This is a genomic window from Lacticaseibacillus baoqingensis, assembly GCF_003946165.1.
Lineage (GTDB): Bacteria > Bacillota > Bacilli > Lactobacillales > Lactobacillaceae > Lacticaseibacillus > Lacticaseibacillus baoqingensis.
In genome coordinates this window covers 46,545-59,694 of record NZ_RHOI01000004.1, presented here as the reverse complement: position 1 = coordinate 59,694, position 13,150 = coordinate 46,545, and the positions used below count along the sequence as shown (strand labels likewise).

Annotated in this window: 10 protein-coding genes; 3 read left to right on the top strand and 7 right to left on the bottom strand. The window is 51.3% G+C overall.

The features are described 5' to 3' along the window. Nucleotide 1: 1 nt before the first annotated feature. The 4 genes from hisG to EKM91_RS02415 form a co-directional block, all read right to left on the bottom strand. Nucleotides 2–628, bottom strand: a complete 627-nt coding sequence (hisG, locus tag EKM91_RS02430) for an ATP phosphoribosyltransferase (protein ID WP_125749231.1) — start codon at nt 626–628, stop codon at nt 2–4. Further along, nucleotides 625–1,755 (bottom strand): ATP phosphoribosyltransferase regulatory subunit, encoded by a 1,131-nt coding sequence (locus tag EKM91_RS02425; RefSeq protein ID WP_125749228.1) that lies wholly within the window; start codon nt 1,753–1,755, stop codon nt 625–627. The genes hisG and EKM91_RS02425 overlap by 4 nt, the downstream gene beginning before the upstream one ends. A gap of 393 nt (nt 1,756–2,148) precedes the next feature. Then, entirely contained in the window at nt 2,149–2,709 is a 561-nt protein-coding gene (locus EKM91_RS02420; RefSeq protein ID WP_125749225.1) for an NUDIX hydrolase, read from the bottom strand. A 135-nt stretch (nt 2,710–2,844) separates the two neighbouring features. Then, entirely contained in the window at nt 2,845–3,705 is an 861-nt protein-coding gene (locus tag EKM91_RS02415) for a DegV family protein (protein ID WP_125749222.1), read from the bottom strand. 156 nt (nt 3,706–3,861) lie between these two features. Between EKM91_RS02415 and EKM91_RS02410 the strand changes: the two genes are divergently transcribed. The 3 genes from EKM91_RS02410 to EKM91_RS02400 all read left to right on the top strand — a co-directional run bounded on the left by EKM91_RS02410 (nt 3,862) and on the right by EKM91_RS02400 (nt 9,174). Continuing rightward, nucleotides 3,862–5,562 carry an NFACT RNA binding domain-containing protein gene (locus tag EKM91_RS02410; protein WP_125749218.1) on the top strand — a complete coding sequence of 567 codons (1,701 nt, stop codon included), beginning with the start codon at nt 3,862–3,864 and terminating at the stop codon, nt 5,560–5,562. A gap of 258 nt (nt 5,563–5,820) precedes the next feature. Then, a complete protein-coding gene (locus EKM91_RS14215) occupies nt 5,821–6,564 on the top strand; it encodes a LysM peptidoglycan-binding domain-containing protein (RefSeq protein ID WP_164508428.1) in 744 nt (247 codons plus the stop codon). Nucleotides 6,565–6,675: 111 nt separating this feature from the next. Continuing rightward, nucleotides 6,676–9,174: an excinuclease ABC subunit UvrA gene (locus tag EKM91_RS02400; RefSeq protein ID WP_125749211.1), complete on the top strand. Its 2,499-nt coding sequence runs from the start codon at nt 6,676–6,678 to the stop codon at nt 9,172–9,174. Nucleotides 9,175–9,309: 135 nt separating this feature from the next. On the opposite strand, the gene EKM91_RS02395 is transcribed toward EKM91_RS02400, so the two are convergent. The 3 genes from EKM91_RS02395 to dnaK form a co-directional block, all read right to left on the bottom strand. Then, nucleotides 9,310–9,546, bottom strand: coding sequence for a hypothetical protein (locus EKM91_RS02395; RefSeq protein WP_164508427.1), 237 nt, complete (start codon nt 9,544–9,546; stop codon nt 9,310–9,312). A gap of 386 nt (nt 9,547–9,932) precedes the next feature. Beyond that, nucleotides 9,933–11,084: a molecular chaperone DnaJ gene (dnaJ, locus tag EKM91_RS02390; RefSeq protein ID WP_125749205.1), complete on the bottom strand. Its 1,152-nt coding sequence runs from the start codon at nt 11,082–11,084 to the stop codon at nt 9,933–9,935. 181 nt (nt 11,085–11,265) lie between these two features. Then, nucleotides 11,266–13,110 carry a molecular chaperone DnaK gene (gene dnaK, locus EKM91_RS02385; RefSeq protein ID WP_125749202.1) on the bottom strand — a complete coding sequence of 615 codons (1,845 nt, stop codon included), beginning with the start codon at nt 13,108–13,110 and terminating at the stop codon, nt 11,266–11,268. Nucleotides 13,111–13,150 lie beyond the last annotated feature (40 nt).

Here is a 13,150-nt window from a genome sequence, read left to right as displayed (position 1 = left end):
ATTAGTCCTCCTGAATGGCTTTTTGTAGATTTTGGATCAAAGTTTGGATCTCCACTTGCTTTTGCTTCAAGGCGAGGCGGTTGACCACTAAGTGCGTGGACACCGGCCGCAATTCCGCAAAGACTTGTAAGTGGTTTTCACGCAGCGTCGTGCCAGTCTCAACGATATCCACGATTGCATCCGCTAACCCGACTAACGGGGCGAGTTCGACGGAGCCTTCGATCTTGATGATCTCGACGTCTTCGCCAATGGTGGCGAAATAGTCTTGCGTGATATTGGGATATTTGGTGGCGATGATCTTGCGACGGGTCTGTCCAGGATCAAAATTCGCGGTTGATGCTAACACAAACCGGCAGCGGCCAGTGCGCAGATCCAACATGTCATATTGCGGATTGCGCTGTTCATCAAGAATATCGCTGCCGACGATCCCAATATCCATTGCTCCGCGATTGAGATAAGTCAACACGTCTGGGCCTTTGGCTAAGATCGTGTGGTATTTGGGATCATCGTTAAAAATCAAGCGGCGCCCTTTATTGCGGATCGGTTCCACATCCATCCCCGCTTGGGCCAACAAGGGCAACACTTGCTTTTCGGTGCGGCCTTTGGTCAATGCGATTTTTAATGTCATTGCGCATCCTCCTGACTGAGATCGATCAAGTTGGCGCCAACCCCTTGCGCTTGGCGTTTGGCCGCTGCCAAGCTATCTGTCAAACACAAACTGGCATTAGGGGTTTTAGCCGCTAGGGCTTGTGCTTGGGCCCATTGCGTATCAGTAAAATAGATCAACGTTGGCACCACTGCCGGGCTTTGCGGCAAAGTCGCAGCTAATGCATCTAAGTCAAAGCTAAAACCAACGGCAGGTTGACGCGTTTGTTGAAAGCTTGAAAGGAGTCGATCATAACGCCCGCCACTGAATAAGTAATCATTGGCATCTGGCCGATAGCCGTGGAAAACCAACCCGGTGTAATAAGGCTGCGGCGACTGACTGGATAAGTCGATGGTCAAATGCAAGCTCGGACAATTGGCTTCAAGAAACGCCACCGTCTTGCGCAGATCCGCAACGCTGGCTTGGATCGTCGGTTCATCTGGCAGCTTAGCCAACACCTCATCTGCCGGGCCAAACAGCCATGGCCAAGCGGCTAAAAACGCGGTCAGCTGGCTTTGCGGCAAATGCTTGAGCAGCTGCTCATAAGCCGTCAAGTCTTTATTGAACAAGGCGTGTTTGAGGGCATCTTGGTTGGCAAGCGGCAATTGCGCCAACACGGTATCGACAAAGCTGGCATCAGAAAGTTCGATGGTCACATCCGCTAACTTGAGTTCCGTACAGATCCCTGCCGCCAGCAAGAGGCATTCCCATTCGGCTTTGAGGCCTTGATACCCAATGATCTCGACCCCGCTTTGAGTGATTTGATTATAACCGCCAGAGTGGCGCTTTTTGATCCGAAAAACATCCCCGGTATAACACCACTTCGTCGGCGGGGTGATCCCAGTCGTACTCATCACCCGGGCAATGGGTAAAGTTAAATCCGGCCGCAAGACTAAGGTCTCACCAGTTTCTTCTAAAAACTGATAGGCATTTTCCGGGGTCGGCGCCATTGCATCAAACACGGCGCGATATTCCATCACCGGGGTTTTGATCGGGTGAAAGCCCTGCTGAGTAAACCGTTCTTGAAGTAATTGTGTCAATTGGGTCTTGCGTTCCGTTTCCGGACCGAATTCATCACGGGTGCCCACTGGCAGATTGCGTTTTGACATATTGGACCTTCTTTCCAAAATGATTATGAGAAGATAAAAAAATCGCCCACGATAAGCTATTGCTCATCGAGGACGATTGATTCACCGCGGTTCCACCTCTGTTTACCGACTTCTTGCGAAGCCAGCCTCACACTGCCTGCAAGCGACGGCCTAAGCGAGCGCTTGTTGGTAGCTATGATAACGCAATTCCTGCGTGACGACCTACTGGATTCAATCGCCAAGTTCATAGATGTGGACGCATTGGGTAGTGATCCCTTCACAGCAGCGGGACTCTCTTGACACCCTGAACAACACGCGGTTTCTAATCACAACTTCATTTGATTAACGTTTATTTAATATGTCTTTCATAATAATCGTTTTCGCTCAGAAGTCAACCCTCTGGGCTAAAAAACCTCATGCGTTGCGCACGAATGCCAGGTAATAACTCAAAGCCGACACACTTTGCGCAGAAGCGATCCGCCCGTCTTGCACCGCCGCGATCACATCTGGCAGCGGCACAAATTGACTCGTGACAAATTCATCTCGATCAAAATGCTGCTTGATGCGTTTTTTTTGATCGACTTGTGCATAATACAAATGCACCACTTCATCAGTCATCCCTTCGCTGGAGCGCACCGCACACAAAGGTTGCAAAGATTGGGCCACATAGCCCGTTTCTTCTTCTAATTCGCGCTTTGCCGCCGCATCAGGCGTTTCCCCTGGATCGATCAAACCAGCAGGTAAGGCATAGGCTTCAGCATTGATCCCCACGCGATACTCCCGGTTGACCAGCACCTGATCATCTGCCGTCATGGCCAATAAAGCGACGGCTGGCGCATGCTTGATCAAATCACGCTCAACACGCAAGCCGTCTGGTGTTTCAATGGTTTGTTGGATCACATCGAAAATATGGCCAGAATAAGCAGTTCGCGCTGCTAAGATCCGACCGGTTTCGTTGGTTGGTTGAATGAACATTTACTCATCACTCCTCTGATTACTAATCATAGTATCACAACCAACTAAGCCCTCGCACGAGTCCGCCTTGAAACCCTGCAGATCACTGTTCGCTTGCACAAAAAAAGGTAAGCCGGGGGCTTACCTTTAAGGCGCTCATCTTTCGTCTTTGATCCAGCCTAGCGCGATGGCACGCTCGCCAAGATGTGTGCCGATCACTGGGCCAAAATAAGACGTTGCAAACTCAACTTGGGGAAACTTTGCTTCTAATTCTTGGCGCCATTGCGCCGCCGCTTCCGGGTCGTTGGCATGGATCACCCAAGCTTTCAGCGGATAATCCACGCGCTCAAGTTCTTGCGTGAATAAGTCTTCAATGCGCGCATAGGCTTTTTTTAAAGAGCGGATCTTTTCAAAAGCCACGATCTTATGGCTGTCATCGTCAAAGGTTAACAGCGGCTTGATTTTCAACATACCACCGATAAACCCAGCGGCATTAGACAAACGGCCGCCGCGCACTAAGTTTTGCAAGTCATTGACGATAAAATACTCCCCAGTCGTGGCGCGCAATTCGTCCATCTTGGCTAAGATTGCTTGAATATCAGCGCCTTGAGCCGCCATTTTCGCAGCAGTCAACACCAGTTCACCCATTAAGATCACCGTGATCTGTGAGTCATACACGACCACATTGGCATCTTGGATCTCACTGGCGGCACCTTTGAGCGTATTGACAAACCCAGAGATCGTGCTGGCGAGGTGGATGCTTAAAATCGTATCGTAACCTTCATGTGCTAAGTTTTCATAAAGTTTCAAAACTTCGCCTAAAGGCGGCTGTGACGTGTTAGGAAACGTCTTAGCGGTACGGAGCAGTTCATAGTATTGTGCCGATTGGATATCCTTGCCTTCATCATAAACGGTGCCATCGAGGATCACTGGGATCGGGACCACCTTAATGTGGTTGGCTTGGATCTGTTCTTCTGAAAGATACGCGGTGCTGTCGGTGACGACGGCGATCTTCATGCGATTCACCCACTTTTGATTTTTGTACCTTAACACTTTAACATGAATCCTGGAATAATTGAACCGCACCCCTGATTGAAGGCGGTATCATCACAACGTTCCCGGTAAAACTGGTACAATGGTGACAGACGCTTTTTATATAGAAGGAGGGCCCTTATGTCATTTGATGGCCTATTCACCCACGCCATGGCCGCCGAACTTAGTTCCTGGTTAGTTGGCGGCCGCGTGAACAAGATCCAACAACCTTATCAAAACGAGATCATCTTAACCATTCGCGCCGAACGCAAAAACTGGCCGTTATTATTGTCGGCGCATCCAGAATACGCCCGCGCGCAAATCACCCGCATCCCCTTTGCCAATCCTGATGTTCCCAGCACCTTCACGATGACGCTGCGCAAATACTTGCAAAGTGCGAGTCTGTTGAGCCTCGTGCAAGTGGCCAATGATCGGGTGATGCATTTGGACTTTAAAACTCGCGACGAGCTGGGTGATGATCTGTCACTGCGCCTCGTGGTTGAATTCATGGGGCGGCATTCAAATATTACGCTGGTCAACTTGCGCACCAATAAGATCATCGACTTGATCCACCATGTATCCCCTGATCAAAATCGCTATCGACTGCTGTTGCCAGGCGCTGATTATGTGCAGCCGCCGATCCAAGATAAAATCGATCCGTTCACTGACGAAAGTGCCGGGTATCAAGAACTGATGAAAACTGCCGGCGTGCCGCTGCCGCAATTGCTTCAGCGGCATTATCAAGGCTTGGCGGCAGATTCTGCCAATGAATTAGCCGCGCGTTTGTTAAGTGGCGATGCCAACACACAATGGACAGCATTCTTGTCCGCTTTTGACCACCCCACCCCGACGATCACGACCGGCGACAAGGTCAACTTCAGTGCGACGCCTTATCACAGCTTGTCAGGAACAGTGCAAACGTACCCGACGCTCAGTGACATGTTAGACGCGTATTATGCTCAAAAAGCCGAGCATGATCGCGTGCGCCAACTCGGCAGCAACTTGATCCACCCGCTGAAGAACTTGATCGACAAGGATAAAAAGAAGCAAAAAAAGCTGGCCCAAACCCTAAAAGCCACGCAAAAAGCGGATGATTATCGCATTCGCGGCGAGATCTTGACCACTTATTTGAGTCAAGTCGAACGCGGGATGACCAGTATCACCTTGCCGAATTTTTATGCCGACATGCAGCCGTTGAAAATCACGTTGTCTAATCAGCTGTCGCCGTCTAAAAATGCCCAAAAGTATTTTGCCAAGTACCAAAAACTGCGCAATGCCGTGGCGTATGTCCACGAACAAATGGCTGAAAACCAAGCAGAGCTGGAATACCTGACTGGGATCATGACCCAGATCGAACTGGCAGCACCTAAAGACCTTGACGATATTCGCTTAGAATTGCAACAAGGCGGCTATTTGAAGCCGCAACATAAGGGTAAAAAAACGGCGAAAAAGCAAAAAGTGGCCAAACCAGAACAGTTTTGGGCCAGCGACGGCACCCAGATCTTCGTTGGCAAAAACAATTTGCAAAACGACCAGCTTACCTTGAAGCTGGCGAAAAAAACCGATATTTGGTTGCATGCCAAAGACGTTCCCGGGTCACATGTGATCATCGATTCGGCGGACCCGAGTGAAAAAACGCTGATGGAAGCGGCCCAACTAGCGGCATATTTCTCCAGATCACGCAACAGTGCCAATGTGCCGGTTGATTGGATCGTGGTCAAGAAGATCCGCAAACCCAACGGCGCTAAACCTGGATTTGTCGTGTATGAAGGCCAACGCACGGTGACGGTGACCCCAGCAGCCGAGCAAGTCGCCCGCTTGCGGCAAAAGCCCACACTGTAGCCGCAGTTTAAGGTCATCGAGATGATGACCTATTTTTTTATGCGCATTTATGACAAATATATTACAAGCGGATGACGGTGTTACTGAAATTAAATATTTTGTCATCGTTTTGCTCTACCGCTGTCACTTGCAGCCGCTATACTAACTGTTAGATACATACGGTTGGACAAGTAAACTACTTGAGGAGTGAGTATTATCAAAAAATCACAATTAGCACTATTGTTCTCTCCTGCGTTGGCTTTATTGCCAGGCACACTGATGACACAAGGGCATGTGGTCAAAGCAGATACCAGCGATCCAGAATATACAGTTAAAGCCGGCGATACGCTTTCCCAAATCGCGCTTGACCAAAATTCAACAGTGTCTGAACTGGCATCGACGAACAATATCACAAACCAAAACCTGATCTTAGTTGGTCAAAAGTTGAAGTTGAAAACTGCGACTCCTGCGGCTGACACCACTTATACCGTCAAAGCGGGCGATACGCTTTCTCAAATCGCCGTTGAGCACAACACCACCGTTGCCAACTTGGTCAGCTATAACCAGCTGAGCAACCCAGACTTGATCTTGGTTGGGCAAACGTTGAAATTGACGGCCACAACTGCAACTGCTAATCCGACGAGTGCGCCAGCTGCGCAAGCAACTCCGCAAGCGGCGACCCCAGCACCGGCTGCCCAAACGCAAACAGCCACCACCCCAGCTCCTGCTGCCGCACCGGCAACGACCAGCACCACTAGTTATGGGACGTTCAAGTTATCATTTTATGATCCAGCGGTTTTAGGCTCAAACATGGGCTATAGCGGCGTTGCTGCTAACCTTTCCGTTTTCCCTAAAGGAACGCGTTTAAAGATCACCCTTTCTGATGGCACCGTTTGGTATCGGACCGTTAATGATACAGGGGCATTTGCTGCCAGCAATCCGCACCAATTGGACGTCGCGATGCCAAGCAACCAGATCCCATCTGCTGGGATCTTATATGCCACGGTTGAAGTGGTCCACTAATCTGAACATGTTTTCCAAAAAACCTTGATTGCGCAAATCAAGGTTTTTTTGTGCCCACCGGTTGTGATCATGGTGTGCTAGACTAAACGAGTAAAGGAGTTGTTGCTTGTCATGTCCATACCTACTCATATTTCTGTCCGCGGCGCGCAAGTGAATAATTTGAAGCACCTGGATGTCGATATTCCCTTGCATCAGTTAGTGGCCATCACGGGACGGTCGGGATCTGGCAAATCCAGCTTGGCCATGGGGGTGTTATACGCTGAAGGGATGCGGCGTTATGTCTCTGCCTTATCGACATACACCCGCCGGCGCCTAGGCCAAGCAGGCCATGCAAAAGTCGACAAAGTCGAACACATTCCCAGTGCCATTGCGTTGCGTCAGCGCCCTGCCGTCCCTGGAATCCGCTCGACTGTAGGCACCATGACTGAGGCGTTTAACGTGTTGCGCTTGTTGTTTTCCCGGTTAGGCTCGCCGCGCTGTCCGAATGGTCATCAATTACCGCCGACGCTTGCCATTGCGCACTTAATGGACACTAAAGGTGCCGACGCGCAACTGACTTGTCCCAGTTGTGGGGCGGTGGTGCCTTTGTTTGGGGCTGAAAGTTTTGCGTTTAATTCAGTTGGCGCTTGCCCCACTTGCGACGGTACCGGCCAAGCGAAAACATTAGCGGTCGAGCGGCTGATCCCAGATCCCACCAAGACAATCCGAGCAGGAGCCGTTGCGTCTTGGCGTTTGCCAGGACGCAACTTCATGCACATTGTGGCCCAATACGCCGGTATTGACATCGATACGCCTTTTCAAGACCTGCCCAAAGCGCAACAAGCATTCGTCTGGCATGGCCCCAAGCAAACTTATGCAATCAACATTCCCAGCAAAACCGGTAAGATCTTTCATATGGATAATGCGGTGTATGAAAATGCCTATAACGCCGTCACCGATTCCATGGCCACCACAACTAACGAACGCGCCATTGCCCGCCTCAACCGCTTTTATGAATTTGGCGTCTGCCCGACTTGCCATGGGATACGGCTGAAGCCCGAATTGCTGAGCCAGTTGGTGGCAGGCAAAAACATTGCCCAAGTCAGTGCGCTAAGCTTGGCTGATCTCAAAACCTGGCTGCCTGCGGTGATGGCATGGCTGCCGCAAGACATGCACGCCTTGGCCCATGATATCATCCGCGAATTGACTCAGATTCTTGCCCCATTGATTGCCTTGGGGTTGAGTTATTTGTCTTTAGACCGTGCTGGTGCCAGCCTATCCACCGGCGAGCTGCAGCGCATCCAATTGGCCCGGACGCTGCGAACTGAAACGACTGGGGTGTTATACGTCTTAGATGAGCCCAGCATTGGCTTGCATCCAGCCAATGTCCAAGGCTTGATCGATGTCATGCAAGGCTTAGTGGCACAAGGAAATTCAGTCGTCGTGGTGGACCATGATACCGCGATCATCCAAGCTGCCGATACGGTATTAGAAATCGGGCCTGGGGCCGGTGAAACTGGCGGTCGTTTGCTCAATATCGGCACGCCAGCGCAGATCGCCGCGGCCAAGCAATCGTTGATCGGCCCGTTTTTGACCGGTGCTGCACAATTGCGCGTGCGGCCAAGTCTGCCTGACCCCGCCAAGACCTTTGGCGTGACCGTCAACGACCGCTTTAACTTGCACAACTTGACAGTGCACTTTCCCATCAACCGCTTTTCAGTGGTATCTGGATTTTCTGGTGCGGGTAAATCCACGCTAGTGTTCGATGCGTTAGTCCCTGCGTTAACGGCCACCAAAAATCATCCGGCACCAAACTATGTTTCCGCATTGCAGCGCGGCGGCATTCGCCGGGTGGTGGCGATCGACGCCAGTCCAGTAGGCAAGAACGTACGCTCAACAGTGGCCACATATACCGACATCTTGGATCATTTGCGCGCGCTGTTTGCGGCCTTGCCACAAAGTCGAGCACGCGGCTACACCGCCAGCCATTTTTCGTATAATGTCAAGCAAGGCGCCTGTCCAACATGCGGCGGTACCGGGACGATCGGATTAGACATCCAATATTTGCCTGACATGCAAGAAATTTGTCCCACTTGTGGCGGCAAACGCTATAACCCTGAGGTCTTAGCGATCCAGTGGCATGGCCAAAGCATTGCCGACTTATTGGCGCTGTCAGTCGACGCAGCGCTGTCAGTGTTTGCCAACGAACCGGCGATTTTAAGCACCTTACAAACGCTGCATGATATGGGACTGGGGTATTTGCACTTGGGTGAAAGCACCCCTGCCTTATCTGGCGGTGAAGCCCAGCGCTTGCGCTTAACCAGTCACATGGGCCGCACGCAAAAAGGCACTTTGTTTGTGTTTGATGAGCCAAGTGTTGGCTTACACCCGTTAGATGTCCAAGTCTTATTACAAGTCTTCCAGCGGCTGATCGACAATGGGGGGACGGTCTTAGCAATCGAACACGACTTGGATATGCTGGCTAATGCTGATTACCTGCTGGATCTTGGGCCTGAAGGCGGCGACTTCGGCGGCCAGATCGTCGCGCTCGGGACGCCGACAGCCGTTGCCAGTGCCAGCGGCCACACGGCAGCGTTTCTGCGCGCGCACTTGGCCCATTTTCACGCCTGACTGGTGCCAAGAAATGTGGCTTAGACCTCAGTTTTGGCAAGCCACGACCAGCGACAAAAACGCCTTGGGACCGCGATTCTGATAACGAATCGTGGCCCCAAGGCGTTTTTTCATGGGCTAAAGGCGTTTTGCGGTTCAACCTGGTTTGTTTGCTTTTGACTGCAAGTGCAAGCACGCTTGATCGCGCTGCAAGCGGATGATCACTTGCTTTAACACCCGATCAGACGGATAAAACTGCAAGCGTTCGCCGCGCGTGGCAGCCCAAGCCGCTTCACTATAGCGCCCGGCAAGCTGCTTGAGTTTTTCCGGGCGATATTCCAATTCATCAGCTAACGTCCACAGCATCTGCAAGCGCGCCTGCTTTTGACGCAAAGCGCTGGTGATCCATGACTGGGCGCCGATCAAGACCCCGATGCTGACGATCCCGATTGGCGCACCCCACGATCAAACCTAGGCTAACCAGTAGCCAGATGCCGGCCAATGCCAGCAACCACCGCCGATCCATTGCTTTCACCCACTATAAACCATTGACCCAGCCAAAGCTGTCTCAATGCGTTTATATTGCCTTTCCTCAGATTTATCGCCTTGCGGTCAATGACAGATGTTGCGTCAAACCGACTGTCTGGTGATAACTAGAGTGACTATACACCCTGGCTGCGCAAATGACAAATGATTTGCTGCAGCGTGATTTTGGCTCCGATCGTGCCAAAAAATGCGGCCGCATCATCTCTCAATGACGCGGCCGCACTGCAAATCCACTATTTACCTTTAAAAGCTTCTTTGACTCGGTCAAATAACCGGCCTTCGTGAGGGGTGACGTCTTCACCGCTGGCAGCGGCAAACGCCATCAGCGCTTCTTTTTGCTTGTTATTCAAGCTCTTCGGCGTTTGCACCGTCACGGTGACGATTTGATCCCCCATGCCGCTGCCTTGCAAGCGCGGGGCGCCTTTGCCGCGTAAGCGGAACTTGCTATTAGTTTGCGTTCCTGCTGGGATCTTCAACTCAACAGCGCCATGCACCGTATCCACTTTGATCTGATCACCTAAGGCGGCTTGGGCGAAACTGATCGGGATCTTCAAGTAGATCGTTGCCCCGTCCCGCTCAAACTTATCGCTTGGCGCGACGCGGAACACAATGTATAGATCCCCATAAGGGCCGCCATTAGTCCCGGCTTCTCCAGCTTCGCGCAACCGCATTTGTTGACCATCTTCAACGCCGGCTGGCACCTTGACGTCAATAGTGTGGCGTTCGTTTTCATGACCAGTCCCGTGACAAGTTGGGCACTTATCTTTGATTTCTTTGCCAGTACCATGGCAAACATCACAGACTTCTTGGCTCATCATCGCGCCAAGGGGCGTATTGCGCTGCACCCGAATGTAACCAGAACCATGACATTTGGAACACGTGACCGGACTCGTTCCCGGCTTGGCACCGGAACCGTCGCAAGTGTGGCAAAGCGCTTCGCGATCATAAGAGATCTTGGTGTCTTTGCCAAACACGGCTTCTTCAAATTTCAGATCCATTCTGTATTGGAGATCGGCGCCTTGCCGCGGACCATTAGCACGCTGTTGCGAGCCGCCACCGCCGCCGAAGAATTGACTGAAAATATCTTCGAAACCGCCGCCGCCAAAACCGCCTTGGCTAAACCCGCCAAAGCCTTGGCCAGCACCGCCGCCGAAGCCTTGCGGGCCATCAGCGGAACCGTATTGATCATAAGCGGCACGCTTTTGCGGATCAGATAAGACTTGATACGCTTCGTTGACCTCCTTGAACTTTGCTTCGGCGCCTGGCTCATGGTTCAAGTCTGGGTGATATTTTTTGGAAAGTTGCCGAAAGGCTTTCTTGATCGTCGCGTCGTCGGCATCACGACTGACTCCAAGGATATCATAGTAATCTTTCTGCTCTGCCATTATTGCCTCCTAAAGTCTGTACGAAAAAGCTAGTACAGAATAACACACCCGCCCAGCATGGGGCAAGGTGGTGACCACCATACCGGTTGCACCAAGCACGAGAGGGTTAGTGTGGCCAGCGATTTCCTGCACTAACCAAAAAACCAAAGCCAGCTGGCTTTGGCTTTTTGATCACAGACGATTATTTTTTGTCATTGACGTCTTTGTATTCGCCGTCGATGGTATCGTCATCGTCTTTCTTGTCGGTGGCCTTTTCAGCCCCATCAGCAGCACCCTTGGCTTGTTGCTCCTTTTGGGCTTGTTCATACAACTTGACCGTCAGATCTTGCACGATCTTGTTCAGTTCATCGCGCTTGGTCTTCATGTCTTCGACGTTGTTTTCTTGTTGGGCCTTCTTCAAAGCTTCCTTGGCATCTTCGGCCTGCTTGATCTCGTCGTCGGAAACTTTGCCCTTCAAGTCCTTCAAGGTCTTGTCGGTCTGGAACAAGAGTTGGTCAACGTCGTTTTTCAAGTCGACTTCTTCCTTGCGTTTCTTGTCGGCTTCTTCGTTTTCCTTGGCTTCTTTCATCATGCGATCGATTTCTTCATCGGATAAACCGCTGGAACTCTTGATCGTGATGTCTTGAGACTTGCCAGTGCCCATATCCTTAGCGGAAACTTGCACGATCCCGTTTTTATCGATGTCAAACTTGACTTCGATTTGCGGCACGCCACGCGGTGCAGGCGGAATGTCCGTCAATTGAAAGCGCCCAAGCGTCTTGTTATCTGCTGCCATTGGCCGTTCGCCTTGGAGGACATGGATATCAACGGCTGGTTGGTTATCGGCTGCCGTTGAGAAGACTTGACTCTTGGAAGTTGGGATCGTGGTATTGCGATCGATCAGCTTCGTGAAGACGCCGCCCATGGTTTCGATCCCTAAGGATAATGGGGTCACATCAAGCAAGACCACGTCTTTGACATCCCCGGAAATGACCCCGCCTTGAATCGCAGCGCCTAAAGCAACGGCTTCATCAGGGTTGATAGAGTGATCCGGTTCTTTGCCCGTCCAGCTCTTAACCGCTTCTTGGACCGCTGGGATCCGCGTTGAGCCACCATTTAAGATGACTTTATCCAGATCATTGGCAGTCAAACCAGCATCTTTTAAGGCATTGTCCACTGGGATCTTAGTCTTTTGGACCAGATCTTCAGTCATTTGTTCGAATTGGGCCTTAGTCAAAGTCCGTTCCAAATGCAAAGGCCCATTGGCGCCGGCAGAAATAAATGGCAAGGAGATCTGCGTCGAAGAAACGCCAGACAAATCCTTCTTCGCCTTTTCAGCAGCATCCTTCAGCCGTTGCATCGCCATTTTGTCTTTGGACAAATCGATGCCGTTTTCTGACTTGAATTCATCGACTAACCAGTTGATGATCTTATCATCAAAATCATCCCCGCCTAAGTGGGTATCCCCATTAGTGGATAAGACTTCAAAGACCCCATCGCCTAATTGCAAGATGGACACATCAAAAGTCCCGCCGCCAAGGTCATAAACCAGGACCTTTTCGTCCGCGTCGCCTTTGTCCAGCCCATAAGCCAAGGCAGAAGCAGTCGGTTCGTTGACGATCCGCGAAACGTTCAATCCGGCGATCTTGCCAGCGTCCTTAGTGGCTTGACGTTGAGAATCGTTGAAGTATGCCGGCACGGTAATGACCGCATCCGTCACGTCTTCACCCAAATAGTCCTGGGCAAAGCCCTTGATGTATTGGAGGATCTGCGCGGAGATCTCTTGCGGCGTATAATCCTTATCGCCGACCTTCACGGTATAGCCGGCTTCACCCATGTGCCGCTTGATGGACACGATGGTATCTGGGTTCGTGATCGCTTGGCGTTTGGCCACTTCGCCGACTTGGATCTCGCCGTCTTTGAATGCGACGACAGAAGGCGTGGTCCGGTTGCCTTCAGGGTTGGTGATGATCTTCGGTTCGCCACCTTCAAGCACCGCGACGGCGGAGTTGGTGGTCCCTAAGTCGATCCCAATAACTTTACTCATTGTCATACCTTCTTTTCAAGATTGATAAACATATTCATAC

Bases quoted from the DNA above. Each gene is read 5' to 3' on its own strand.
- hisG (WP_125749231.1), bottom strand. From the start codon at position 628: ATGACATTAAAAATCGCATTGACCAAAGGCCGCACCGAAAAGCAAGTG.
- dnaK (WP_125749202.1), bottom strand. From the start codon at position 13,110: ATGAGTAAAGTTATTGGGATCGACTTAGGGACCACCAACTCCGCCGTC.
- dnaJ (WP_125749205.1), bottom strand. From the start codon at position 11,084: ATGGCAGAGCAGAAAGATTACTATGATATCCTTGGAGTCAGTCGTGAT.
- EKM91_RS02410 (WP_125749218.1), top strand. From the start codon at position 3,862: ATGTCATTTGATGGCCTATTCACCCACGCCATGGCCGCCGAACTTAGT.
- EKM91_RS02425 (WP_125749228.1), bottom strand. From the start codon at position 1,755: ATGTCAAAACGCAATCTGCCAGTGGGCACCCGTGATGAATTCGGTCCG.
- EKM91_RS14215 (WP_164508428.1), top strand. From the start codon at position 5,821: ATGACACAAGGGCATGTGGTCAAAGCAGATACCAGCGATCCAGAATAT.
- EKM91_RS02420 (WP_125749225.1), bottom strand. From the start codon at position 2,709: ATGTTCATTCAACCAACCAACGAAACCGGTCGGATCTTAGCAGCGCGA.
- EKM91_RS02400 (WP_125749211.1), top strand. From the start codon at position 6,676: ATGTCCATACCTACTCATATTTCTGTCCGCGGCGCGCAAGTGAATAAT.
- EKM91_RS02415 (WP_125749222.1), bottom strand. From the start codon at position 3,705: ATGAAGATCGCCGTCGTCACCGACAGCACCGCGTATCTTTCAGAAGAA.